This is a genomic window from Nostoc sp., from assembly GCF_036916735.1.
In the GTDB taxonomy this organism is placed as follows: domain Bacteria; phylum Cyanobacteriota; class Cyanobacteriia; order Cyanobacteriales; family Nostocaceae; genus Nostoc.
Window position 1 is genome coordinate 183,910 of sequence record NZ_JBALFV010000108.1, and the last position, 26,730, is coordinate 210,639.

A 26,730-nucleotide genomic window follows, 5' to 3' on the forward strand; every position below is an offset into this window, starting at 1 on the left:
TACAAAAGCTGATGCCTCTAAGAGGATGTTTTAAAAGTCCCGGAAGGTATAATTTTACTATTCTGGCTTAGGTCAACTGAGACAAAAAAATAAGGTTTCAGCCATGTACTAAGATAATTCACCGTGCTTTATCATGAGAGCAAAACACCCTTTTAAAACATCCTCTCAAGTTGCTTTACTAAACTTATCCAAAGATTTCTTCCAATCGCTTTAAAGGAATCTTTGGCTATCTGTTTTGAAAAATAGTGTTGGCAACAAAATGGCAATTATTAAGTAAATGAAATACGCTGATAAATAATTTCAAAGGCAGAAATTGATTGTTTTATCCTATTTCTGTCTGCTTGAGCCAGAGCGTATTGCAGACAATTAAGGGCTACTATAAGTCCCCAAACACCAAAGAGGCTGGTGGTTAAAATTGTTTTGTGTAGAAGGATCTTAGGTAATTTTAAGTTGCAGCTAATTTGTACAGAAAATTACACGTTTTCGCGGAGTCTAACAATATGAAAATTTTAACTGGCATTATTTCTAGCTTGACCCTACTGAGTTTAAATGTTGTGGGTTTATCTCAGGTACAGGCTCAAACAGAAGGATTTACGTTTCAAAATGTTCCAGTAAGTCTTTCGGGAAATGGTTGCCCAAAGGGAACAGCACAGGGAGTTTTGAATGGAGACACCCTTTCAATAACATTTTCTGAATTTGAAGCTTTAGCTTCACGTCCTAATGTTGTATCAAAATCTTGCAATCTGCGGATCGGTCTGAATGTACCTTCTGGATTTAACGTTCAGCCGATTAACGTCAAGTATCTTGGTTTTGCAGATGTGCCTACAGGAGGCAGTGCTGACCTGAACGTGAAACTACTTTTTCAAGGTCAAATAATTCCAACCGACGATAATCCAAACCGAACGTTTCCGGCTAGCTTCTCAGATGTTTGGAACAAAGATGTAGGTGTTACATTAGGCACAATAAATGCATGTAATAACCCAGTGAGTTCAGTTTTTGGTATTAATTCAACTCTGACGGCAAGAGCTTCAGGTGTACCAAGTAAACCTAAAGGTCTAGAAACCCAAATCCGAATTGATACAATCGACACAACAATTGGGCCTGTATTGTTCCAAATCAAGTTTGCTTTTAATCCTTGTTAGGTTTTTAAATGCATAGTTAGTTTTGCATTTAATTTTCCTAAAAGCTACTCACTCTAAAGCTGCTTTACCAATTTCTCGAAAGATTTATTCTAATCTCTCTGAATAAATCTTTGACTCTCTGTCTTAATAGATAGTTAAGTCAAGTCAAAGTAGCTGATAAATCTAACTAAATCACAATTTGCAAAACATCTGTCTTTGGATAGGTAAAATATATTTGTCTGTGATTTATATTGTTCTCAAAACTTATCGTAAGGGCAATTCTCAATTGAAGAAGAATTCAGAAGTAAGAATTCAGAAGTAAGAATTCAGGAGTCAGAATCAATCAGTGGGAGGTTCAGTCCCATTATTATATTCTTGAACACTAAATCGAACGCGAGTGCATTTAAAAAGGAGAAGATTCAGTGGGGGTCTTAAACCAATTTATTCATCCCCTTGTAGACTCGCTACCGTTGCGCTATCCGCTAGTCGTACAGAATTCAATTCTGAATTCTAAGTCCTGACTCCTAAATTATTTTCTGATAAGTGAAATCCTCTGATAAATAAATTCTGAGTCAGAAGTTGATTGTTTTATCCTATTTCTGTCTCCCTGAACCAGAGCGTATTACATACATTTTATGGCTGCTATAAATCCCCAAACCCCAAAAAGGCTGCCTGGTAAAATTTTTTTGTCTAGAAGTATTTTAGGAGTTTTACATTCCATGTAATATTTATAGGAGATAGAAGTTCCAATTATTGATAATCCAAACGCAACGTTTGGGCCTGGATTCTCAGCTACTTCGCTCAAAGATGTAAGTATTGTATTAGGCAGAATAAATGCATGTGAAAACCCAGTAAGTTCGATTTTTGGTATCAATACAAATCTGACAACAATAGCTAAAGGTATACCTGCAAATCAAGAAACCAAAATTCGAATTGATAAAATCAACACAGCAATCGGTCCTGTATTGTTCCAAATAAAGTTTGCTTTTAATAGTTGTTAGGTTTTTTAAATGCATATTCAGTTTTGCATTTAATTTTCCACAAAAACTGAACTCTCTAAAGCTGCTTTATCAAGTTATAGAAATATTTCTTCCAATCGCTCTGAAGAATTTTTTACTCTGTGTCTTGAGACATAAGTATTGACAACAAACCTGATAAGCTCTCCTTATTTGAGATGAAAGATATGAAAGTTTTAACTGCTCTTATTTCCAGTTTGACGCTAATGAGTTTAAATATTGTGGGTTTATCTCAGGCACAGGCTCAAACACAAGGATTTAAGTTTGAAAGCGTTCCAGTAACTGTTTTCGGAAATGGCTGCCCGTCGGGAAATGCCCAAGTAAGTTTGGTAGGAAATACTCTGTCTGTAACTTTCCCTCGATTCCAGGCTGTAGCTGTATCTCCTAAAGTTGTATCACAATCTTGCAGTCTCAGAATTGGGCTTAATGTGCCTACTAAAGGCTACAAAATTACACCTATTAACCTCAGGTATTCTGGTTTTGCAAATGTGCCTCAGGGGGGTAGTGCTGGTCTAAGGGTTATACCAGTGTTTCAAGGGAAAGTAATTTCATCTAATGATTTAAACGCAAACTTTGGGGCTGGCTTTTCAAATGGATGGCTAAAAGATGTAGCTATTACAGGAGATACAATAAATACGTGTGCTAACCCAGTGAATTCAGTTTTCGGCATCAACACAACTTTGATAGCGCGTGCTACAAATGTAGCTGCGGGGCAACAAACTCAAATTGGATTCAATGGGATTTATAGAATTAGGTTTAATTTGACTCCTTGTTAGTAGGGCACATATAGCTGTGCTATGTATAAGTCGAATGTTAGAGGATTAATTTAATCCTCTAAATCAGTGAAAAGCCAGCGCACCAGCTTCAATATGATACTGATCTGGTACTTTTCTTTTATATATCTTTGTGTAATCAGAGATAGATTACACAAAGATATAAAGCAGTAAGTATAAATATTTCTACATTGCCAACTAAATTGAATAAGACAAAGGAAAGGACTTGGCATCCTTTGGCTTCACATACACTCGCTCTTGAGGTTCTAACTCTAATTGGTTAAAGCGATCGCGTGTTAAATGTGCTGTCAATACTTGCCCATCATCGAAAGTTAATTCCACCTGAATTTCCCAACCCAAATGTATCAAACGGCTTACTGTTGCAGGTGTAGTAGCACCGTTAGCAACCTTTTCTAAAATCACATCTTGCGGACGCAAAAACACTTGTGGGTGTGGCGCATCAAATCCACTACTTTGAAAAATCTTTGAGGTGCTAGGTAACACATTTACTGGACCAATAAAGCTCATTACAAATGCAGTGGCAGGATTATCGTAAATTTCTGCTGGTGTCCCTACCTGTTCTACACGCCCTTTATTCATGACCACAACTTCATCGGAGACTTCCATTGCTTCTTCTTGGTCGTGGGTAACAAAAACTGTAGTAACATGAACTTCATCATGGAGGCGGCGTAACCATGCCCGTAAGTCTTTACGGACTTTCGCATCGAGTGCGCCAAAGGGTTCATCTAGCAGTAATACTTCGGGTTCTACTGCCAGTGCCCTTGCTAATGCTACCCGTTGTCTTTGACCACCAGAAAGTTGTGATGGATAGCGATCGCCTAATCCACTCAATTGCACCAATTCGAGTAACTGTTCTACTCGCCCCTTAATTTTCTTTGGCTGTGCCTTACGAATTTCTAAACCAAAGGCAATATTCTGCCTGACAGTCAGATGCTTAAATAGGGCATAGTGCTGAAACACAAAACCAATATTGCGCTGTTGCACGCTTTGGTATGTAGCATCCTTACCGATAAGCAGGATTTTGCCGCTATCTGGCATTTCTAAACCTGAAATTAACCGTAGTAGCGTAGATTTACCCGATCCCGATGGGCCGAGCAACGCAACTAGCGAACCACTCTTAATTTCCAGGCTGACCTGATCGACTGCCTTGAAACTCCCGAATTGTTTGGAGACGTTCTCAACTACTATACCCACTGCTGCTATACCTCTGCAACTAATCTACAGTTCCCTGCTAGGATTACCGTGTCTTATATATACCATACATAGTTATTTTTAAATGAATAAGATTTAGCTACTACAACTGGCTTAATCAAGGAAGCTACAATCAGAAGCAAAGTGTGAGGAACTTTGGGGTTGAAGATATTCCCTAACCTGTTTCTCAAAGACTCGCCAAGAATCATCCAAAGATCGCGGCTTGTTCTTAAGCAAGGAAAATGGCAAGAGGTTAGATACCAATACGCTTGGGTTAAGGCTAAAACTCTGTTACAAAGTCAACAGTTCGACTTCTCTACGAGACGCTACGCGAACGCTCACTGTTGACCCTGAGCCACTTGTGCCAAGCGTTGCCAAGGTAAGCCGAAGGGTCAATTTTTTTACGTAGACGCTGCATCGGTGAAGCAGCGCGGTCTTCTCCCAAGGGGAGACGCCAAAGGCGATGGGGGTTTCCCCCATGAGCGACTGCACCAAGCCCTCCGGCTTGGTGCAGGCTACCGCCAAGGCGCAGAGGACGCAGAGAGAAGAAAGAAATGCTTAACCCAAGCGTATTGGGTTAGATACAAAAGCGAATAACGCACTGCATCAGGAGTCTATAATTTTACTGTCATTCTAGAAGGAATAGTGTTTATTAGTAGAGCCAGCGCTAGGGTTGCAGATAGAGCATTTGGTCATATAGATTTACCAAAGCGAGAGGATGTAAAATACGTTGGTCGGCTTTACTTTTCAGGACGCACTAATAGAGGTATCCTCCGCAAGTGGACTAATAAATCTGGACATTATCGACCTGACGCTGAATCCATGAGTAACGCAGATTTTGCATAAGGAAAAACAGATGTTAGGTGAAGAGTACAAAGCTGTTAAGACTTCAGGGCAAGTTTACAAGTTAATTTTAATAATCAAGAGTACAGGTGAATATGCAGTTTTTGGTGGATATCAATTGGGTAGTCATGGTTCTAAAATAATTGTTGAAATTCTCAATCCAAAAGACTTATTTCCAACTGGTGGATTAAGGGAAATACCACCTGGTGATATAGAGATTCTCGATCCACAACCTTACAACGATTAATATTTTGGGTGGTAATTGAGTTGGTTTACAAAAATTATACATTAACCAAGTTCCTAATTTTCAATCTCGTTTTTGTATCGAAACATTAAGGAATATTGCATTTAAGCAGAAACCTGAAGGTAAAGCGCCAAATCATTAGAAAGACCGTGGTAGTATGCTCTCGGTAAATGTGAAGATTGGGAGAAAGACCTTTGACACTACGGGTTGCTGTTATTGGGTCAGGCCCTGCTGGTTCATCTGCCGCAGAAACACTGGCAGCCTCTGGGATTGAAACCTACCTGTTTGAGCGGAAGCTAGACAATGCAAAGCCTTGTGGGGGTGCAATTCCTCTATGTATGGTGAGTGAATTTGATTTACCACCAGAGATTATCGATCGCCGGGTACGGAAGATGAAAATGATTTCGCCTTCCAATCGTGAGGTTGATATTAATCTGATAAATGAAGATGAATATATAGGAATGTGCCGCCGGGAAGTGCTGGATGGGTTTTTGCGCGATCGCGCGGCAAAACTAGGCGCAAATTTAATTAATGCCACTGTTCATAAAATTGATATACCAGGAAACAATACCGATCCCTATACCATTCATTACGTTGACCATACAGAAGGGATATCACAGGGTATTGCCAAAACTCTGAAAGTGGATCTAATTATTGGGGCGGATGGAGCTAATTCTCGCGTTGCCAAAGAAATGGACGCTGGGGATTACAATTATGCGATCGCTTTCCAAGAGCGAATTCGCTTACCCGAAGACAAAATGGCCTACTATAACGACCTCGCCGAAATGTATGTTGGTGATGACGTTTCTACCGATTTCTACGCTTGGGTTTTCCCCAAATATGACCACGTAGCTGTCGGTACTGGTACGATGCAAATCAATAAAGCCAGCATCAAACAGTTACAAGCTGGTATCCGCGCCCGTGCTTCCGAGAAATTGGCAGGCGGTAAAATCATCAAAGTCGAAGCCCACCCCATTCCCGAACATCCCCGTCCCCGTCGTGTTGTCGGTCGCATCGCTTTGGTGGGAGATGCTGCTGGTTACGTTACCAAGTCTTCTGGTGAAGGTATTTATTTTGCGGCTAAATCTGGGCGGATGTGTGCGGAAACTATTGTAGAAGCATCTAATAATGGTAGCCGTATTCCGACAGAAGGCGACCTGAAGGTTTACCTGAAGCGTTGGGATAAAAGATACGGACTCACTTACAAGGTGTTGGACATTCTGCAAACCGTATTCTATCGTTCCGACGCCACCCGCGAAGCGTTTGTGGAAATGTGCGATGACCTCGATGTACAACGGCTAACATTCGATAGCTATTTGTATAAGACGGTTGTCCCAGCTAATCCCATCACCCAACTGAAAATTACTGCCAAAACTATTGGTAGTCTAATTCGGGGTAATGCCCTTGCACCTTAATTGCGTGCAAAGGACTGGAAATTACAAAAAATACATTACTCAATTTTGTGGGGTGGACATCCTGCACGCTCATGAATCAGGGCGCGTAAGATGCCTACCCCACAATGTATATAGCAGGGGGCAGGGGCCAGTAGGAGGTAGAACTATTACTATTTTTAATATTCACGCTTGTCATTATGTCCTAATCTATTTGACTACGGCTATATCAAGAGTTACAGTGTCCAAAAATTGCATGTAGGCGCGATAGCTTAATACAGCTTTGCGTAAAATCGTAGCGTTTTTAATGCAAGGGGATACATTGGCATTGTTAGTCGATGCATTGGCATTGTCAGCCGATGCATTGGCATTGTCAGTCGATGCATTGGCATTGTCAGCTGATGCGTTGGCATTGCTGGGTATTGCCTTTCTTTAATTTGCGACGAATTAATGAAATGCTGTACTTAGTAAATAAAGTCAGGTGAGCAACAGGTCTGGCGTTGGCATAGCCCGCACTTCGGCAAGCTCAGTGACCATCGTAGACATCGCTCTCAGAACAATTTAGGTATGCTGTATTCTTAACTTCAGCGATAAATTGCTTTTTGAATAAATGCTTAATCTTATTTCCTATTTGTTTTTGGCTCAAGCATTGCCTTCTCCTCCACCTCCACCACAGGAAATCTTCGTTCCCCAACAAACAAGACCTTTAACAGGACATCTTGACGAAGTACCAGTATTTAACAGTAATAACCCAGAAGTAGTTAAGAGTGAAGGAATTCTGCTGTCTACATTTCCTCCTCAAGGCAAAAGAGTGCCCAGCGCCCACCTGAACTTTCCATTTCAGGGACGATTTGATTTATTTTCTCACCATATTGCTAGAGCGATTGAGACTCCAAATGATTTACGGACTCTTTATTTGGGGGTAATTGTTTACAATCCCAGCGATCGCCCTGCAACTGTCAATATATTGCAAGCAGCTAGTTATCTTAGTCAACCTGATGCACCTTTTATCAAACTTCCCGCCATGCAGTCAAATAATTCGGGAAATATTTATGCTGGGCCGGGCGATCGCGTGATGAATGATGTGCTGCGAGTCAGACGGCAGTTAGGATGGCCAGCGCAGTTGGTAATTCCACCAAAACAAAGCCGGATGTTAATGAATCATCCCATTCCAGTGCGGACTTTAACACCGCCATTGAATGGACGTTCTACTCTGTTGCATTTATATAGTGATAGTCCAGTTTATCTAGCGAACTTGGCCATGTTTGCCAAACCCAATCCCGATGGTAGTGAACGAGCGCCCACTTTAGAAGAATGGGAGAACTTGTTAGAAAATGGTGATTTTGCAGGACCCCGTGAACGTGCCCCCAGTCCTCCAGATAAGCTTGCAGGGGCAGCAGAAATTTACGGACGGGTAGCAGGGGTAGCTATTGGCTCTCGTTGGCAAGCACAAGTTACCGACTCTAATAGTTCATACTTGACAATTCCCGAATCAGGACAAGCTTTTTCCTACGGTTTAAGTACCCTTTTGGCAGGCAAAATGGGTACTGGACAAAACCAAACTGCTAAACTAGTAGCGCGTTATCCTGGTACTGCTTACGAAGCTCACGGTAACTACGGCATTGAATACAACATTTCTCTACCATTATTCAACAATACGGATAAGCCGCAAACTATAAAGGTGCTTTTCCAAACGCCGATCAAAGAAGATGAGTTAATTAAACCAGGGCTGCGCTTTTTTTCACCACCCCAACCATCTGTCTTTTTTCGAGGTACAGTTCGTATTCGCTACAATGACGATAATGGCTTACCCAGAACCCAATATTGGCATTTAGTTCAACAACGGGGACAGATGGGAGAACCGCTTGCTCAATTAAAAATGCTACCCGGCCAGCGACAACTGGTAGAAGTGGATTTTCTCTACCCACCTGATGCTACGCCTCCTCAAATGCTGACAATTCAAACTGTAGGCCAAACTTAACAATTCAAAATTCAAAATTAAAGACATTACATAAGAGGATTTAAACCTCGACTGAAACTGCTATATGTAACGCTTCTCAGTCCTATGGAATACAGGTCTTTGGTTTAGTGCAATTTCTGATAAAACAGATGTTGAACTGAATCTGCTGGGGCAAAATAGAAAACATGACAATTGAATCCAATTCCTCTAATCTACCAACCCCAGAACCAGCACCCGAAAACGATTTGCAACCGGATGACTTTGACGGGAGTCCAACTGAGAAAAACCTAAGCTCAGAAGTACTAGCTACACAACAAGCTCTAGCGGCGATCGCATCTTTGAAATCTCCGCAATATACCACTGCTCTACAACAAACCCGTTCTGATCTCAACCAACCTATTACTAAGGAATTTATAGTTAAGCCGAGAGCATTGTTAATTACTTTAATCGCGATCGCCATCACCTTCACTGGAGTTATTCTCAATAACTGGATTATCGGCATTATCGGAACGTTGATAACCTTGCTCTTATCCCTAGCGATATTATTACCTTGGTTCCAAGAAGTTTTAGACAAGTGGTTTTCACCCCAAGAACGCACGCTGTTTGTGGCATTTTTAGGATTACTAGTAGCTATTGTCGGCTTGATTCGGTTTACAGGTGTAGGCGATCGCTTGCTTGTTTTAGGACACCAGATTGACTGGGACATTGCTGGAACCCTAGCAGACTGGTTTGGCGCTTTGGGGCAAATTTTGATCGCTGTCATCGCCGTTTACGTGGCGTGGCGACAATATGTCATTTCCAAAGACTTGACAATTCAGCAAAACCTGCTCACAGTTCAGCAAAACATTATTACCCAGCAACAGACAATTGATTCCTATTTTCAAGGCGTTTCAGACTTAGTATTAGATCAAGAAGGATTATTAGAAGATTGGCCCCAAGAAAGAGCGATCGCCGAAGGACGTACTGCGGCAATTTTAAGTAGTGTAGATGGCAGTGGTAAAGCGAAAATTCTTCGCTTTCTCTCACGTTCCAAGTTACTCTCACCCTTACAACGCGATCGGCTATTAGGTCGAGCCATTCTCGACGGAAGTGGCGGATATGCAGAAGACCGCCTAGAAGGTGTGCGTGTCATCGATTTAGGCGTAACCCTAGCAGGAGCAGACCTTTCTGGTACTGATTTACGTTGGACTGATTTGAGCGAAGCTAATCTTGTCCGCGCTAATCTGAGCGGTTGTGATTTAGTCAAAGCCAACCTCTCCCGCACAATTTTATATAGTGCTAATCTCAGTGGTGCCGACATCAACGGGATTCGCCTATTCTATGGTGTAGTGGATAAAGCATCACCCCGTAGTCGTACTCAACCACCAAATTATCAAACTGGCGAACACACTGGCGCTGTGGTGGAAAATGCCGATTTCACCAATGCACAGCGCATGTCTGAGTCTGCACGTAACTACTGTTGCACTTGGGGTGGTGAAAAAACTAGAGGTACTATCCCTAGTGGTTGTGAAGGCATTCCCAATAAGTTGGGAAGATAATTACTCCCGGTTCGCCCATTTTTTCTGAAGTTAGAAGAATTTTACTCAAGGGTTAAAGATTGACCATCAAGTTAACGTGAGTTCGACGAATAGAAAAGCCCAAAAAGCCTGTTAGATATGAATTTGCTTAACTGGACAGACACAAGTGATTGCTAAGATTAACCTGAGTTCGACGGCGATCGCAGAACCAAAAAGCTTGCCATGAAAGGAACAAAAACAATTGGGTACAACGATGACAAAGAATTATTGAGAATAGACTCTAACTGAGTCGCTTCTATATTTGGCGTTACTGAATTGAAGTATGAAGCCGGATGTAGAGACGTAGCAGTGCTACGTCTCTACACTGCTACGTCTCTACAAGGATTTTGGTATTATGCAAAATCATTTTCATACATGGAATCAGCAACCTCTCTTCTTCAACCTCTCACATTTGAATTTTGAATTTTTCAATCCAAAATTTAAAATTTAAAATCTAAAATTCGAGGATTGAATAGCATTAATACTGCTTACAAATTTGCTTTCGAGATTTTTTCAATTTGCCCAGCAAAGTATGCTTCCTCATATTTGAGTTGTTGCGCTAATTCTAACCCTTTTTGAAAAGCTGTTAGTGCTTGAGGAAAATCTTTGCGTTCTAGATACAATTGCCCAATTTGGTCATAAGCTTGCATCAGCCCGTAAAAATTGGCGGCTTGCGTCTGTGTCTCCACAAGAATTTGGCTAGCCTGCAAAGCCTCGTTTGTTTGTCCTTGAGAACGGTACAGCGCAATTAACTTCTGCAAAGCTTCACCAGCACGAACGTATTCCTTTAATTGCCAAGCAGTGGTATAAGCTTCTTGATAATTTTTAAAAGCTTCTAGTAGTAAGTTAGGATCTTTCTTTGCTAGAGATTCGTAATGCGGCGCGATCGCTAGCTTTAATTCTGGTATTTTAGTAAGATTATTTTCACTAAGGTAAATTTCTACTAGCTTATTAAGTACATTCAATGACTGCTGCGGTTTGTTTGTTTGGTCGTAAATTTCAGCCAGTTGTTGCAGATATGTTACCTGGTTTACACGTTCTCCTTGGGAAGTAGCTAAACTCAACAATTCCTCGTAGATTGGCGCAGCTTTGGCATAATCAAACCAACTCAAATGCACTTCTCCAATTGTCTTGAGGGTTTCTACTAGTGCTGTTGTATTTTTTTGCTGTCGCACCACTAACAAAACTTGGTTGTAAGCTTCCACAGCAAGTTTAGGCGATCGCACATTTTGATCAGCTTGACCCAGCGATCGCCACAATTCTAGATCAATTGGGGCAGTTGTTTTCTGAGATTGCGCCTGTTTTTGAATTGCTTGCAATCGCTGTGTAATATATTGTACTTCCTGCCCATCATTTTGCTTCCAAGCGATCGCTCCAACTCGTGATAGTGCTTGCACCTCTGCTAATAAACCTAAAAAGCGCCGCAAACGAAGTTCCCGGTTCCAAATTTCAAACGCCGCTACCTGATCTCCTGCTTGCAGTTTCGCTGCTGCTTCTTGATTTAACGCATCCAATGCTAGTTCTAACTTTTGCTGTTCTTGGAGAGTTAACGGCTGTTTATCCTTGGGTAAATGTGGTAGCAGTGGATCGGGCGTGGTAATTTCTAGAGGATTAGGGGGAAATTTATCCGGTGGTTTGGGATTTTTAGTCTGTGCCAGCGTCAAAGAACTGCTAAAAAGTATCGCAGCAGTAACAATCACAATTAAGCGCCTGACCATGTGTACTTTACCTTGCCTTGAGTTAGTTGCATGAGTTAATTATCCCCATGCCCTATTATTTTGACTTTATTTCAGCAATTGCGAAGCGTCACTGACATTGCTTTATGTCTCTATCTAATCTACGTATTTAATTAATCAAGCTAATATCAAGCTAATTTTAACTAAACTTTTTAAGTGTAATTGCTGAATTTAATTACCATATTTATATAATTTTTACAAGCGAGAATCTCTTGAAAATGGCTGTGGGATCTAATGAATAATTTAAAAAAATTTATTATTTGTTTTCCTAATGAGTCAGGAAATATACGCTCCCAATAATTAATTAATATAGATATCCTTTATTAAAGCTATTAAAGCTAATTTGCTCTAGAAGTTAAGAAAATTGGTATCATTTAGCACAATTATGACGAATAGTACTGTGAAAAACTTTTGGCATTACTGATTTAGAGTATGAATCAAGAGTTAGAGACGCGATATATCGCGTCTCTATATCGGTTTTCTTATTCAGCAAGCCAATTTTTTCATAGGTCTTGTTTGGTGGAACGAAGATATAGCCGCTTGGACTGGGACTGCTAGTCACCCTTCTGCTTCTGTGCGGTACGCTATGCGAACAAAAACGCTAAGGCGTGCTTGCTTAGAGGCAGGGATAGGAGCTTTCTAAGGTCGCTAACGCTGCACTAATTGTTACCCGTCTACAGAGCTAGCTCACCGTTTTTACCAATTTAGTCACGAGCTACTTTTTCAACTAGGAAGGTAAAAAATGGAATGGGCTATTTATAAAAAGAATACGGGCAGTTTTATAATAGCAGTCGCAATTATGACTGGTGTTGGCGTAGTCTCGTATCTTAGTTTCCTTCAGTATAGAGAAAACGCTCAATGGGTAACACATACACGCGAGGTGCTGGAAAAGACTGAAGAAGTAATGTCACAGATCAAAGATGCAGAAACTGGACAACGGGGCTATCTTCTCACGGGCAAAGAACGGTATCTAGAACCCTATCGCACTGCAACTGGCGAGATTCCTCAAAAGCTTAAGGATCTGCGCCAATTGACTGCGGATAACCCCAATCAACAACGGCGGCTTGATCGCCTTGAACCCCTGATTGCCAAAAAACTAGTTTTGATGGAACAGGCGATTAATGCCAGGAGCAAAAATTTAGAGTCAGCGCTGGAAATAATTCAGACAGATCAGGGTCAGCAGACTATGGAGGACATCCGAATGCTGACTACAGCGATGGAGAAGGAAGAGAATCAGTTGTTGAAACAGCGGTCAATAAAGGCGAACACCAGCGCTCATCAAACAACTTTCTTGACTATTTTTGGTAGCGTTATCGCTTCTGCGATCGTCGGTTTAGCAGCGATAATTACCAATCAGGAACTTGTAAAACGCAAGCGGATGGAAAATTTTCTGCAAAAAGCTCGTGATGAGTTAGAAATAGAGATTAGCAAACGGACTGCCGAACTGAGAAACACTAACGAAGAATTGCAAACTGAAATTAATGAGCGCAAAAGAGCGGAGTCAGAGATTCTGCGGTTGAACGTCCAGCTTGAGCAGCGAGTTGCAGAACGCACAGCACAACTCGAAGCCACTAATAAAGAGATGGAAGCATTTAGTTATTCTGTGTCTCACGATCTGCGGGCCCCCTTGCGGAGCATCGACGGCTTTAGCCAAGCGCTACTAGAAGATTATAGTGATAACCTCGACGCACTAGGTCAAAACTACCTCCAGCGAGTGCGTGCAGCCACCCAGCGAATGGCACAACTGATCGACGATTTACTGAATCTGTCACGACTGACGCGTAGTGAGATGCGTTATGAAAATGTGGATCTGAGCGCACTGGTGGAGGCGATCGCTACAGAGTTGCACAAAACACAACCAGAACGCCAAGTAGAGTTTGTCATCACACCAGAATTGGTTGCCAATGGTGATGCTCATCTATTAAGGATTGTGCTAGAAAACCTGCTGGGTAATGCGTGGAAGTTTACAGGAAAAAATCCAAAAGCACGCATAGAATTTGGACTTTTGCAGCAACATGACACCTGTGTGTATTTTGTCCGTGATGATGGCACAGGCTTTGATATGGCCTATATTGACAAACTCTTCGGTGCTTTTCAGCGCCTGCACGCCATGACTGAGTTTGAAGGTACTGGCATCGGACTAGCTACTGTGCAGCGCATTATTCACCGTCATGGTGGCCGTGTTTGGGCTGAGAGTGCAGTAGAGCATGGCGCAACATTTTACTTCACCCTTTAACTATAGGAGAACATACAACATGATTTTACTTGTAGAAGATAATCCTGACGATGAAGCACTAACCCTACGCGCACTCAAGAAAAACAATATTATGAACGAAGTAATAGTGGCGCGCGATGGGGTAGAAGCCCTAGATTATCTCTTTGGGAAAGGTGTGTACGCTGATCGCGACATGAGCGTTATGCCTCATATCATCCTCTTGGATTTGAAGTTGCCTAAAATGGATGGTCTGGAAGTTTTGCGACACCTGCGGGCCGACGACAGAACAAGAATCCTTCCCGTCGTCATTCTCACCTCGTCCAAGGAGGAGCAAGACTTAATTAATGGTTACAGCTTGGGTGCCAACAGCTATGTTCGCAAACCAGTAGACTTTTCCCAATTCAGTGAAGCAGTCCGACAACTAGGGTTGTACTGGTTTGTCTTAAACGAATCACCACCAAGGGTATAGCTTACCAAAGGGGGCAGGGGGCAGGGAGCAGCAGGAAAGAAGTATGAATAAAAACTTTAGTTCTGGGTCATTACCCAGTTTAAAAAAGAATTGTATCGATAGCACAGCGTAAAGCCTTCTCTTCTCCTATCGGAGACGCTGCGCGAACGAGAGGCTTTGCCTTAAGCGTAGCTATGCCGCAGGCTTTACGGCATAGCTTCTCGAAGAGACGCTACGCGAACGCTTAGAGCGAGTCATCGAGCGTCGCACAAGTGCCACGAGATACAAACCGTCCAAGATCAATCCGACGTTTTTAAAAGTGGGTTCCAACTGAACCTCTTGCCTCCAAAATATAGATGCATTGCTGACTTTCTTAATTACGAATTACATGGGTATACCACTGCGCGTATTACTTGTTGAGGATTCAGAAGATGACGCTTTGTTGGTGCTGCGTGAACTGCAACGTGGTGGCTATCAAGTAACCTTTGAACGGATTGATACACCCACAGCCATGAAAGCTGCGATCGCAGGGCAAACATGGGATATCGTCATCTGCGATTATTCCATGCCCACCTTTAGCGCCCCTGCTGCATTGAAACAAGTCAACGAAAGTGGACTTGACTTGCCATTTATTATTGTCTCAGGCACTATTGGTGAAGATACCGCAGTAGCTGCCATGAAAGCTGGTGCCCATGACTACATTATTAAAGGCAATTTAGCACGACTTATCCCTGCTGTTGCCCGCGAGTTGCGTGAGGCACTAGTGAGACGGGAGCGTAAACAAGCAGAGGAGCAGATTAAAGCATCCCTTCAAGAAAAAGAGGTGCTATTAAAAGAAATTCATCACCGGGTAAAAAATAATTTGCAGATTATTTCTAGTCTGCTCAATCTGCAAGCAGAGTATCTCAAGGACAATCAAGCCCTTGAGGTATTCAAAGATAGCCAGAACCGGATTGAATCAATGGCTTTGATCCACGAGAAACTATATCAATCTCAAGACTTGGCAAAAATTAATTTTGCTGACTATATCCAAGATTTAGTAACTAATTTATTTTATTCATACAACGTTAATTCCAGCGCTATTTCCTTAAAAATGAACGTTGAGGAGGTTTTTCTAGTCATTGATGCAGCTATTCCTTGCGGTTTGATTATCAATGAACTTATTTCAAATTCTTTAAAGTATGCCTTTAGCCAAAGAGAATCTGGAGAAATTTGTATTAATTTTTGCTCTATACAAACGAATTTATTTAGACTTACTATCAGTGATAATGGTGTCGGGTTTGCCCAAGATTTTGACTTTCAAGCTACAGAATCATTAGGTTTGCGGTTAGTCAAAGGTCTAACACAGCAGCTACAAGGTAATATCGATTTGATCAGTTCTAACGGAGTAGAGTATAAAATTATATTTTTGACTAAAACTTTATAAAATTATAAGGTTAACAAAATCATGAATTCAGTAAATATATTAATTGTTGAAGATGAAATCATCGTAGCAATGGATATACAAAGTCGGCTAAGGAAATTTGGATACACTGTTCTGGGACTTGCCGATTCTGGAGAAGAAGCAATTAAAAAGGTAGCAGATGATTCTATAGATTTAGTTCTAATGGATATTCACCTCAAAGGAATGATGGACGGTGTGGAAGCAGCTCAGATAATTCATAATATTTTTAAAATTCCAGTCATATATCTTACTGCTAATGCAGATGAATCAACATTGAACCGAGCAAAGGAAACAGAGCCGTTTGGCTACATTCTCAAGCCTTTTAAAGAAAAGGAATTAAAGTTTACCATTGAAATTACGCTTGACAAACATCGAACAGAAAAAAAATTAAAAAATAATGAACAATGGTTGACTGCTGTACTTAAAAGTATTGGAGATGCTGTGATTACTAGTGATAAATCTGGCTCTATAACTTTTATGAACCCTATTGCAGAGAAATTGACGGGTTGGAATTATTCAGATGCGTTTGGTAAAGAAACAACAGAAATATTCAATATAGCTCATGAAGAAACTCGGATAATCATTGAAAGTCCCATTAGACAAGTTCTTCAGTCTGGCGTTTCTATAGGTCTACCAAAACAGACGATACTAATTGCTAAAAACGGTGTTGAAATCCCAATTGATGATAGTATTGCAGCAATTAAAGATGACAACGGTAACATCACAGGTGCAGTTTGCGTTTTTCAGGATATCACTGAGCGTAAGCAAATATTGAAGGCACTAGCGCGTCGCCAGCAAGAATTCAAAGCACTAGTTGAAAATGCGCCTGATATTATTTCCAGATTTAACACTCAATTGTGCTACGTTTACGTTAATCCAGTTATTGAAAAAGTTACAGGAATATCAGCCGAAACATTTATCGGCAAAACAAACGCAGAGTTAAATCTGCCAGAAGAATTTTACCGGATATGTGATCGCAAACTTCAGCAAGTTTTTCAAACTAAGCAAGAAACGGAGTTTGAATGTAGTTTAGCGATCGCTCAAGAAACAAAATATTACCATACCCGTCTTGTACCTGAATTGGCTAGCGACGGCTCAGTATATTTTGTTTTAAGTATTTCTCGGAACATTACTGCTCTAAAACTTGCAGAGGCACAATTAATTCATGATGCCTTTCACGATATACTAACCGGTCTGCCAAACCGCGCCTTATTTATGGAAAGGTTAGAACGGGCGCTAACGCTGACAAAACGGCGTACGGACTATACATTTGCTGTTCTCTTTCTAGACCTTGATCGCTTCAAAGTTGTCAACGACAGTCTCGGCCACATGATTGGCGATCAACTACTAACTGCCCTTGCTCGCAGACTGGAGAACTGCTTGCGGGCTGGAGACACAGTTGCCCGTCTAGGAGGAGATGAGTTTACAATTTTGCTTGAGGATCTCAAAAACACCAATGATGTAATAAGCGTAGTGGAGCGGATACACGAAACTCTAACATCTCCATTCCAACTCAGCGGATATGAGGTATTTACCACCGTCAGCATTGGCATTGCCTTGAGCAAAGCTAATTACAACCTACCAGAGGAACTCTTGCGCGATGCTGACATTGCAATGTATCGCGCAAAGGCATTGGGTAAGGCACGCCATGAGATATTTGATTCAACCATGTACAAACAAGTAACGAAGTTATTAGAGTTAGAGATGGATCTACGGCGGGCAGTTGAACACCAAGAGTTTCAGGTTTACTACCAGCCAATTGTGTTGTTAGAAACTTACAAAATTATTGGTTTTGAGGCTCTCATTCGCTGGCAGCACCCACAACAGGGATTAATTTCTCCAGACAACTTTATTCCACTAGCAGAAGAAACTGGGTTGATTATCCCTATTGGTTATTGGGTACTGGGCGAAGCTTGTCGGCAGATGCGTGCTTGGCAAATACAATTTCCTAGTGACCCACCCTTAACAATTAGTGTAAATCTTTCTACTAAACAGTTTTCCCAGCCCAGGCTAATTGAGCAAATTACCCAAATTATGCAAGAGACTGGTCTGGAAGGCAACAATTTAAAGCTGGAGATTACCGAAAGCGTACTGATGGAAAATATTCAATCAGCAGCTTTTATGCTTTTGCAACTGCAACAGATGAATATCCAATTACACTTGGATGATTTTGGTATAGGCTATTCATCCTTGAGTTACCTGCACCGCTTTCCAAGTAATGCCTTGAAGATTGATCGTTCTTTTATTAGTAAGATTGGTGTTAACGGAGAAAACTTGGAGATTGTCCAAGCGATCATCACCCTAGCCCAGAGTCTAAATATAGATGTAATAGCAGAGGGCGTAGAAACTGTAGAGCAACTGGCACTACTTAAAGCCATGAAATGCAAGTACGCACAGGGATATTTGTTCTCCAAACCTCTAGATAGCAAATCAATAGAGATATTAATTTCATCTGGCATTCAGCCGATACAAGGATAGCGTTATACCAATTCACAATACTTCTCTTCTTAGGCTACGCCTTAAGCGTAGCTATGCCGTAGGCTTTACGGCTACGCTCAGTACAAGTTCGCAATGGGCTTCGCCCCGCTATCTAACGCAATACTTCTCTTCTTAGGCTACGCCCTAAGCGTAGCTATGCCGCAGGCTTTACGGCTACGCTCAGTACAAGTTCGCAATTAAAAAACTTAAATGCAGCAAAGCTTTCAGAGTTTGCATCTGTATTAGATTTTTCGTGAAATGGTATTAGGGACTTGCAAGTAAAAAAAATCCCATCCCTGCGGGACGCTACGCGTAGCTTGCTTCCCCGTAGGGGTACGCTTTTAGGGCAGGGGGCAGGGCGAGAAAAAGCCGTTTTGATTCCAAAAATTGGATAATTTATTTTTTGGAGTTTATACCATAGCGTTAAAGGAGAGAGGTTTTTAGTATGCTCACGACTTTCACAACATCCTCAAAGTTTCTAAATCTGTGATAGTCATTGTTTTGCCATCAGACGCAACACTGACAATAATTTTGCTGTTGGGGCTGAGTACAGTATTACGAACTAGTTCATGAATATCTGTAATGTCTTTATTATTTATCCAATCCCAAAAATGGGCTTTACAACAACTATCAAAAATAATTGTTTTAGCATGGGGACTGAGAATTAATTTATATATTGATCTAGAATCTCTTTGTAATGTTTTTAACAGTTTTAATGTCTGAGCATTTCAAACTTTTATCATCCAAATATTGCTGATAATCCCACTTTGACTTATTGGGCTATCTGTTCCACCACTTACTAATAATTTGCCATGTTTACTAACAGCGACCGCATCAATTTCACGAGAATGTTAGCTAATTTTTATACAAATAATTGACGCTCTAAAGTGTAATTAAGTTTCTAGCTCTCTGCTGGTAAGTTTAAGAGGTATTCGATTAGTCAGTTGGAGAATTTTTAATTCAAACGGTAGTCTATTGCGATTAACTGGTGTAAAACTCAATTCACTATAAAACTGCCTATTTTGATGTGGGCAATTGAAGTATAAAGGTAGTGCTATTTGGTGGCTGAGACGAGCTAAGAACAACTTACTAAAATTGTCTAGCGGCTCCTGTGGTTCAACATACAAATTGTATAGTATAGAACACTCTGCTTGTTGAGAAAAGTGAATGTAGCTGATCGCATGACCATCCTGTTCAATAATCCACTCTTGCCATCTGGCAGAAAACCAGATCAAAATATCAGTTCTAAATACAACCAGGCAGCTATGGTAATTCCTAAAAATTGAATACCTAAAAAATAAAAATCAAAGTTAGCTAACCATGTTAAGCCAAATATTGCTCTGAGACTGCCAAAAGTTACGCTGAATAAAACAAAAGCACTGCTTGATACAAAGGCGATTAAGCTAATATCGAGAACCGCAATTACACTGAAAACAAAGTTTTAGTCGTTGGGCAATAAGTAGCTCAACCTCATGTAGCAGTCCTAAATCATTTGTGAACAACAAGAACCCTGGTTTATTAAAGAAACCGAGGTTTAGGCAGGTCATTGACTTTCTTTTTCTCCTTTGGCTCGTTCGCGTGTCAAGCTATCAATAGCATCACCTAAAGCAGTAGTAAGGCTATTGCGGGTTTGAGCGTGGTTATCCTGCTCAGTTTTCAAAGCTTGCAAGAGGCGATCGCGTTCTTTGATTACAGCGATGAGTTTAGCTTGCAATTCCTCCACAGATTTTAGTTGTTCTATTTCTTGTTGGATCGCTGTTACTGGTGTTTCAGCAGGCAGTATCTCCATCTCAAGACCCTGGAGTTTATGCAAATCTGCCTTGAGGGATGCGATCGCCTGTTGGGACAATTGGGCATCTGTGCGGCGTTGTTCTGCTTCTGTATTGTAAAGCTGACGCCATTTTTGGGCACTTTCCCAAGCCGTATCGCGATCGCCCTGAAGTCCCGTCATTTGCTCTTTGAGTGTCTGGATTTCTGTCAACCACTGTTGTGTTAAATCTTGATTCATAAATAAATAGTCATTTGTCATTTGTCATTGGGCATCAATCAATAATTCTTCTTCACCCTGCCTCCCCTGCCCCTTGCCCCTGCCCTCTAAATTATTGCGGTAAAAAGATAAATGCGATTGCTACGCAAAATTTGGCACAGTAGTTAATAAAGTCAACCAGTTTTAACTCTAAGTCATGCCAAAGCCTCGTTTTTTACGCTTCTTTCGCCACCTCAATTGGCGCACGCTCAAAAAAACTTTTGCCAGGACAATCGAAAGACGACTTTTCGGACTTGCCTCGGAAATTGCCTTCAATGCTATGTTATCGCTGTTTCCTGCAATTCTTGCGATCGTCACAGCCATTGGCTTATTGGCAGAATCTTTACAAGCTACCTTTAAACAGCTGGCAACACAACTAAGTCAAGTCTTACCAGAACAAGCTCTCGACATAATACGTGATTTTGCTACTACAGAAATTACTAACTCCAAAAACACTGGTTTATTTTCTCTAAGCTTTGTATTAGCAATTTGGACTGCTTCTGGGGCGGTGAGTACCGCGATGACTGCTTTCGACCAAATCCATCAAATTCCTTCAGAAAAAATCCGTCCCTTTTGGAAAGCCAAGCTCGTCTCTCTAGGATTAACAGTCGGTACTATGTTGCTTTTAGTGTTGGCTTCTTTCTTAGTATTTACCAGCGATTTGCTGCTGGGAATGGTAGTGCGCGGAAATAGTTCTTTGATTATCTTGTTGCATCTTTGGCAGCTTTTACGTTGGCCTTTAGCTTTAAGTATTGTTGCTGTCGCCTTTAGCTTTATCTACCGCTATGGCCCAAGCCAGTGGAACTCAGGCACCCCAATGATGCCTGGAGCAATTTTAGCAGCTGTTTTCTGGGCGATATTGTCTGCTTTATTTCGGCTTTATGTGGCGAATTTTGGCAATTATAATAAAGTCTATGGTGCAGTAGGGGCTGTAATAGTTTTAATGCTTTGGCTGTCGATGAGTGCTGCAGTTCTGTTAATTGGCGATCAGTTGAACGTGACTGTCGGCGAAGATATGCGCCAAAAGCACAGTCAGAATCTCATAAAAAATATTAAATTGTAAATATCGTTATAAATCCCTGATAAAATTTTTGCAAAAGTTCAGTAGGGGAGTAAAATGTCTAACGATTCAAGACAAACTTAGCGATCGCCTTCATGCCTGATTCTTCTTTTCGATTTTCGATGATTGAACCTGAAGCCAAAGCACCCACCTTGAAGCGCCTGCGTCAGTTAAGTCGGCTGCTAGATAATGTTATTAGCATTCCTGGTACGCAGATTGGTGTTGGTCTAGATCCAATTTTAGGGCTTATACCTATTGGTGGTGATTTTTTGGGAATCATGTTTTCTAGCTACATCATCCTAGAAGCAGCGCGGCTGGGTGTATCTAGAGCCACTTTAGGCAAAATGGTTTTAAATGTAATCATTGATGGCTTGGTAGGCGCTGTCCCAGTTTTGGGAGACTTTTTTGATTTTGCCTGGCGAGCTAACACTAATAATATCAAGCTATTGGAAGATTACTTAAAGTTTCCTAGCCAGCAAAAGAGTGCGGACAGGTGGTTTATCTTTGGCGTTTTGGTGGGATTGTTGCTGATTGCCATTGTTTTAGTAGCATTACCAGTGATACTAGTTAGAATGCTGTGGAACGCCTTAACTGGTGGTTAAATTATTTATTGATAATGGAATGAAAGATTGGTGGCAAGCTACTTTCCCTAAAGGGCGGCAAAGTCTAATTATTACTGATGCAAAAGGGTATCCTATACAAATTGCTTATGGCGAAAAAGGTAAAGGGAAACCGCTAATTTTATTACATGGCATGGGTAGTTGGAGCTATAATTGGCGTCATAGTATAGCTCCATTATCTAAATATTTTCGGGTAATTTGTTTTGATGCCAAATGTTTTGGTTTTTCCGAAAAACCATTGTCGCGTAGAGAACACAACGGTCATCAAGTTATTGAGTTTAAAAGAGTTATTGAGGCATTATGTGATCAACCCGCAGTGATTGTGGCTGAATCTCTGGGGGGATTGGTTAGCCTTGCCCTTGCTCAAGAAAATCCGCAGTTAGTCGGGCGGCTTGTAGTCGTAAACGTACCTATTTTTGCCGAACGTCTACCCCATTGGGCTATGTGGTTACTTGCCCAAACGCCCCTAGAAATAATACAAACAATTGATTCTTTACGTCTTGCATATTTGTTTGCACCTCTATTTAGAGAAGTTATGGCTATAGAAAGACGTAGAGTATTATTTGATCCATCAATTTTGACACAAGAAGATGTCTATTGGATAACTTACCCGTTTATTGAGCTACCTGGTACAGTTGCAAAAGTTGCCGAGGAGTTACAAATAGCAGCGCAAGAAATTAAGAATTTGCAAGAAAATAAGCCTAATATGCTTACCAAAATTCAAAATAACCTAAGTGCAATTAAGTGTCCTACACTAGTTTTGTGGGGTGAGCAAGATAGTTGGTTTCCTGTTAGTCATGGTGAAAAATTGCATCAATATATCCCCAATTCTAAATTAAAAATTTTGTCTAACTGCTATCATGATGCCTCAACTGGTGCTTTTGAAGTGTTGAATGCAGCGATTATAGAATTTTTACAGGATACTCATTTTTAATGATAGTTTATGTTTTGATGAGAGCATCTCAAATATGTAAAAATACCTCACAATTACCCGCGAGTGTTTCAACAATAATTACAAATTACGAATTAAATAAAAAGAGAGTGGGAGGAAGCATATCAGTCAGCTTCCAAACTCCCACTCAGCTATTTGCCACTGAAGTGAACAGGAATGTATACAGACGTTGCCCATTATTTGAGGGCTAATGCGTACTTCAACAACAACGCCCGCACGCATTTAATATTCCTGTTGCAGCAAATGCCAAACCTGATTATTGATATTTATCTGCCCAGAAAATACTCTGCAAATAATTGGTCAAGATAGTTTTTTATTTTTGCAAATCACTTAGTAAATAGTGTTTTACAAAATGAATTTGCTTACGTGGTAGCCCCTGATAACAAAACCTTTGAAGTCGTTTATCTTTGTACAATTTAACTTGGTTAATTAGAATCAGGTTGCCATTTTGGCAGGTTTTTAAATTTACGAATTGTTCACCTGTTGCAGCACCATCCCCTTTTCTTGCTTTTCTAGTGGATAACCATATTACAGTTGCAAATTCAGCCACCTCTGGCCTGACATCAAGTTCCAAACTTCTGATGTCATCACCCAAAGTATAATTGAAAACTTAGAAGTTAAATTATAAAATAACGCTGTGTAAATATACCCAGATGAAGATGACAGAGATTAAATTGACTGGGAATTTCTGAAAAACTACTCTTGGGCGATAGTATAACTGTAGATTCTTTTAATTCTCTCACCTACCATGCCAAAACAGTCTATAGGTCTTGATAACCAAGTATATAATTACCTTTTATCCGTTTCGCTGCGGGAACCGGAGATTCTTTTGAAGTTGCGCCAAGAAACCGCCAGCCATCCCCGAAGTGGAATGCAGATTTCACCAGAACAAGGGCAGTTTATGAGACTTTTGGTGCAGCTTATTGGAGCCAAGAAAACCCTGGAAGTTGGAGTATTTACAGGTTATAGCTCACTTTCTGTAGCTTTGGCGCTACCGAGTGATGGGAAGATAATCGCTGCTGATGTAAGTGAAGAATTTACTGCGATCGCTCGTCGATATTGGCAAGAAGCCGGGGTTGCCGATAAAATCGATTTGCGATTAGCACCAGCTTTAGAAACTTTAGATCAGCTGTTGGCAACTGGGCAAGCCGAGACATTTGATTTTGCTTTTATTGATGCTGATAAAGAAAATTATGATGGATATTATGAGCGATCGCTGCAATTACTCCGTCCAGGTGGATTGATTGCTATTGATAATGTTTTATGGTCAGGACAAGTTGCTGATCCGCAAAATAAAGATGAAAGTACCCAAGCTATTCGGGCACTTAACGAGAAATTACATAATGATGAACGGGTAACGCTCTCTGTTGTCCCCATCGCTGATGGGCTTACTTTAGCCATCAAGCGACCTTAATACAGTTTGATTTAAGCCTGGTATTATAGCTGTTTTCAATTTGTTTGAATACACTAGGGTAGCACATCTGTGCTACCCTACCGCCTGTTCTACTTCTATTTACTTAGAAGTTGTAGCCAACTCCAAATAGTAACCCTACATCAGTGTCATCCAGAAAAGCAGCATTTACAGCACCTGTTACCGTAAATCGAGAACCAACAGGAAGGTCTACACCACCAGTTAGCAGTAATCCAACATCAGTATTAGCATTAGCTTCAATAGCAACACCAGCACCTACATAAGGAGATATATTAAAGGTTCTTGTCCCCACCGACCCTGCTGTGCGGGGAGCAAAATCCAAAGTCAAGGGAACCATAAACAGTGTATCATCTCCAAATATCACCGCTGGTCGCACTGATATATTGCGTGTTAAACCAACTTTGCTGATCGCTGCAAAGTTACCATCGCTCAGAGCTGTATCGTCACCACTCAAACCAATGTTACCAGCAACTCCGACATAGCTAGGACCACCAAGAGTAGTTCTACCTGGCCTCACCTCAGGCGTTGTCCCATTTGCGTTTCCTGTTGGCGGTTGATTTAACTTACTGATGTTAACATCAGGCGGGATGAGGACTTGATTAATTGCATGGATAACACCATTGCTAGCTTTCACGTCTGCCTGGATAACTGTGGCATTATTCACCGAGACTTGATTGTTAGCAGAATCGATTTTAATATTTACAGGGCTTTGTTCAGAGGTTTTCAGTTCTCCAGCCGAGAGTTGACTAGAAGTTACTGCACCAGGAACTACATGGTATGACAAAATCTTGATCAATGCATCTCTGTTTTCTGGTTGCTGTAACTGCTGTAAAGTAGCAGCAGGTAAAGCAGCAAATGCTTGATCAGTGGGAGCGAAGACTGTATAAGGTCCAGGCTGTTGAAGAATATCTGCTAAACCTGATGTCCTTAATAAAGAAGTCAGAGTTGTCAAAGAATTACTGGATGCAGCAAGAGAAACAATATCATTACCGGTTTGAGTTGCACCGACAATATATTGACTAGCGGGAAGATTGCTCGCAATGGGTTGCACCCTTCCTTGTTTAGCCAAAGCTTGATATAAGAGTGCCGCAGCTTCAGCACGAGTTAAGGGCTGTTGCGGATTAAGTTGTTTTACATCTGGATAATTAACAACAATATTAGATTGTGTTGCTGTTGTCACACTAGCAATAGCATAGTTCGGGATAGCTGAGGCGTCGTTATAGTAGGTGCTGAGGTCACTACTGGTTCCAGTGCTGCTAGCAGTTAAACCCAAACCATTGGTTACAGCAACGATCGCCTGAACCTTCTGTATTTGTTCGTTTGGTCTAAATACGTTCCCAGGATAACCTGCTAAAAATCCAGTTTCGTAGGCGTTCTGAATTGCAGAAGCCGCCCAATAGCCAGCAGGAACATCACTAAATCCACCTGCGCTTAATTGCCGAACTCGATTTTGGTTAGGGAAAGCTTTTTGAATTAGGGCGGCAAACTCTGCACGAGTCACACCTTGATTTGGCCTAAAGCTGCCATCAGGAAACCCACTAATCACGTTATTGTCTGCCAGGGCTTGAATGAAGGGACGCGCCCAATAATCTGAGGAAACATCAGACAAGTTTACTGTGGAAGTAGGCGATGGTGTCGCAGGTGATTGTGTATCAGGTGATGGTGTCGTAGATGGAACAGTACTTTGAGATGAGGCTGGGGTAGAAATTACTATGGGAGTTATTGTAGCAGTTGTCATTCCCAGAACTACTAAAGCAACCCTTGCTGATGGCCAACGAAAGGAACTAGACATGGAAACATCCTCTATTATCTAAATTTTCACCACACTTAGTACAAAATTTCTATTTGGTTTTTGAAAAACCGCATATAACACTAATGGGCATAAGCAATGATATTGTGGTATACGATATGCTGCAAAAATAAAGATTATGATAATATGCAAGGAGGCGATTTTATCAGTTCTAAAATCGCAGCCAAGCACTAGAATAATTAGCTTTTAATAGCCATCTCTTTATAATTGCAGAAGATGGTTAATGGCGTCAAGCTACATGGATCATGATCTTTAGCAACATTTAAGAAATAAAATTTGTCTTGGCGATATCCTGTATTATTGATCTTTGAGTAAAATTATACAACTAACTATTGGCTGGATTTCAAGGAACAACTTTCACTCTTTAGATAGTTGTCTGTGATGGTAAATTTT

General features: G+C 41.0%; 22 protein-coding genes. 16 read left to right on the plus strand and 6 right to left on the minus strand.

From position 1 onward, the window contains the following. The first annotated feature begins 500 nt into the window (after positions 1-500). Both V7L20_RS27150 and V7L20_RS27155 read left to right on the plus strand, forming a co-directional pair. Complete coding sequence (locus V7L20_RS27150; RefSeq protein WP_334747045.1) at positions 501-1,142, plus strand: DUF4360 domain-containing protein; 642 nt, start codon at positions 501-503, stop codon at positions 1,140-1,142. A 1,162-nt stretch (positions 1,143-2,304) separates the two neighbouring features. Next, on the plus strand, positions 2,305-2,913 hold the full coding sequence (locus tag V7L20_RS27155) for a DUF4360 domain-containing protein (protein ID WP_334747046.1): 609 nt from the start codon (positions 2,305-2,307) through the stop codon (positions 2,911-2,913). Between the two features lie 195 nt (positions 2,914-3,108). Here the strand turns inward: V7L20_RS27155 and V7L20_RS27160 are convergent, their stop codons facing one another. Then, entirely contained in the window at positions 3,109-4,125 is a 1,017-nt protein-coding gene (locus V7L20_RS27160; RefSeq protein WP_334747047.1) for a sulfate/molybdate ABC transporter ATP-binding protein, read from the minus strand. A gap of 642 nt (positions 4,126-4,767) precedes the next feature. Between V7L20_RS27160 and V7L20_RS27165 the strand changes: the two genes are divergently transcribed. From V7L20_RS27165 to V7L20_RS27190, 6 genes are all read left to right on the plus strand, one after another. Beyond that, on the plus strand, positions 4,768-4,968 hold the full coding sequence (locus V7L20_RS27165) for a hypothetical protein (RefSeq protein WP_334747048.1): 201 nt from the start codon (positions 4,768-4,770) through the stop codon (positions 4,966-4,968). Positions 4,969-4,978: 10 nt separating this feature from the next. Next, entirely contained in the window at positions 4,979-5,212 is a 234-nt protein-coding gene (locus tag V7L20_RS27170) for a hypothetical protein (RefSeq protein ID WP_334747049.1), read from the plus strand. A gap of 191 nt (positions 5,213-5,403) precedes the next feature. Continuing rightward, on the plus strand, positions 5,404-6,624 hold the full coding sequence (gene chlP, locus V7L20_RS27175; protein WP_334747050.1) for a geranylgeranyl reductase: 1,221 nt from the start codon (positions 5,404-5,406) through the stop codon (positions 6,622-6,624). A gap of 283 nt (positions 6,625-6,907) precedes the next feature. Then, entirely contained in the window at positions 6,908-7,036 is a 129-nt protein-coding gene (locus V7L20_RS27180) for a hypothetical protein (RefSeq protein ID WP_334747051.1), read from the plus strand. Between the two features lie 174 nt (positions 7,037-7,210). Then, positions 7,211-8,581: a DUF3370 domain-containing protein gene (locus tag V7L20_RS27185; protein ID WP_334747052.1), complete on the plus strand. Its 1,371-nt coding sequence runs from the start codon at positions 7,211-7,213 to the stop codon at positions 8,579-8,581. 164 nt (positions 8,582-8,745) lie between these two features. After that, the gene (locus tag V7L20_RS27190; protein WP_334747053.1) at positions 8,746-10,098 is read left to right on the plus strand and encodes a pentapeptide repeat-containing protein; all 1,353 of its coding nucleotides are present in this window, start codon (positions 8,746-8,748) and stop codon (positions 10,096-10,098) included. Positions 10,099-10,604: 506 nt separating this feature from the next. Here V7L20_RS27190 and V7L20_RS27195 read toward each other — a convergent pair. Further along, positions 10,605-11,834, minus strand: a complete 1,230-nt coding sequence (locus V7L20_RS27195) for a tetratricopeptide repeat protein (protein ID WP_334747054.1) — start codon at positions 11,832-11,834, stop codon at positions 10,605-10,607. A 760-nt stretch (positions 11,835-12,594) separates the two neighbouring features. Here V7L20_RS27195 and V7L20_RS27200 point away from each other — a divergent pair. The 4 genes from V7L20_RS27200 (at position 12,595) to V7L20_RS27215 (ending at position 18,437) form a co-directional block, all read left to right on the plus strand. Next, the gene (locus V7L20_RS27200) at positions 12,595-14,088 is read left to right on the plus strand and encodes a sensor histidine kinase (RefSeq protein ID WP_334747055.1); all 1,494 of its coding nucleotides are present in this window, start codon (positions 12,595-12,597) and stop codon (positions 14,086-14,088) included. Between the two features lie 19 nt (positions 14,089-14,107). Then, complete coding sequence (locus V7L20_RS27205; protein WP_334747056.1) at positions 14,108-14,536, plus strand: response regulator; 429 nt, start codon at positions 14,108-14,110, stop codon at positions 14,534-14,536. Positions 14,537-14,903: 367 nt separating this feature from the next. After that, positions 14,904-15,941 (plus strand): sensor histidine kinase, encoded by a 1,038-nt coding sequence (locus tag V7L20_RS27210; protein WP_334747057.1) that lies wholly within the window; start codon positions 14,904-14,906, stop codon positions 15,939-15,941. 21 nt (positions 15,942-15,962) lie between these two features. Further along, positions 15,963-18,437 carry a GGDEF domain-containing response regulator gene (locus tag V7L20_RS27215; protein WP_334747058.1) on the plus strand — a complete coding sequence of 825 codons (2,475 nt, stop codon included), beginning with the start codon at positions 15,963-15,965 and terminating at the stop codon, positions 18,435-18,437. 893 nt (positions 18,438-19,330) lie between these two features. Here the strand turns inward: V7L20_RS27215 and V7L20_RS27220 are convergent. Then, positions 19,331-19,672: a hypothetical protein gene (locus tag V7L20_RS27220; protein ID WP_334747059.1), complete on the minus strand. Its 342-nt coding sequence runs from the start codon at positions 19,670-19,672 to the stop codon at positions 19,331-19,333. A 308-nt stretch (positions 19,673-19,980) separates the two neighbouring features. After that, positions 19,981-20,445 (minus strand): hypothetical protein, encoded by a 465-nt coding sequence (locus V7L20_RS27225; protein WP_334747060.1) that lies wholly within the window; start codon positions 20,443-20,445, stop codon positions 19,981-19,983. Between the two features lie 175 nt (positions 20,446-20,620). On the opposite strand from V7L20_RS27225, the gene V7L20_RS27230 reads away from it, so the two are divergent. The 3 genes from V7L20_RS27230 to V7L20_RS27240 all read left to right on the plus strand — a co-directional run bounded on the left by V7L20_RS27230 (position 20,621) and on the right by V7L20_RS27240 (position 23,077). Then, positions 20,621-21,526: a YihY/virulence factor BrkB family protein gene (locus tag V7L20_RS27230; RefSeq protein WP_334747061.1), complete on the plus strand. Its 906-nt coding sequence runs from the start codon at positions 20,621-20,623 to the stop codon at positions 21,524-21,526. A 92-nt stretch (positions 21,527-21,618) separates the two neighbouring features. Continuing rightward, positions 21,619-22,125, plus strand: a complete 507-nt coding sequence (locus V7L20_RS27235; protein WP_334747062.1) for a DUF4112 domain-containing protein — start codon at positions 21,619-21,621, stop codon at positions 22,123-22,125. A gap of 19 nt (positions 22,126-22,144) precedes the next feature. Beyond that, positions 22,145-23,077: an alpha/beta fold hydrolase gene (locus tag V7L20_RS27240; protein ID WP_334747120.1), complete on the plus strand. Its 933-nt coding sequence runs from the start codon at positions 22,145-22,147 to the stop codon at positions 23,075-23,077. Between the two features lie 331 nt (positions 23,078-23,408). Here V7L20_RS27240 and V7L20_RS27245 read toward each other — a convergent pair whose 3' ends face one another. Continuing rightward, entirely contained in the window at positions 23,409-23,690 is a 282-nt protein-coding gene (locus V7L20_RS27245; RefSeq protein ID WP_334747063.1) for a hypothetical protein, read from the minus strand. 153 nt (positions 23,691-23,843) lie between these two features. On the opposite strand from V7L20_RS27245, the gene V7L20_RS27250 reads away from it, so the two are divergent. Beyond that, positions 23,844-24,509, plus strand: coding sequence for an O-methyltransferase (locus V7L20_RS27250; protein WP_334747064.1), 666 nt, complete (start codon positions 23,844-23,846; stop codon positions 24,507-24,509). 103 nt (positions 24,510-24,612) lie between these two features. Here the strand turns inward: V7L20_RS27250 and V7L20_RS27255 are convergent, their stop codons facing one another. Next, positions 24,613-26,319: a fasciclin domain-containing protein gene (locus V7L20_RS27255; RefSeq protein ID WP_334747065.1), complete on the minus strand. Its 1,707-nt coding sequence runs from the start codon at positions 26,317-26,319 to the stop codon at positions 24,613-24,615. Positions 26,320-26,730 lie beyond the last annotated feature (411 nt).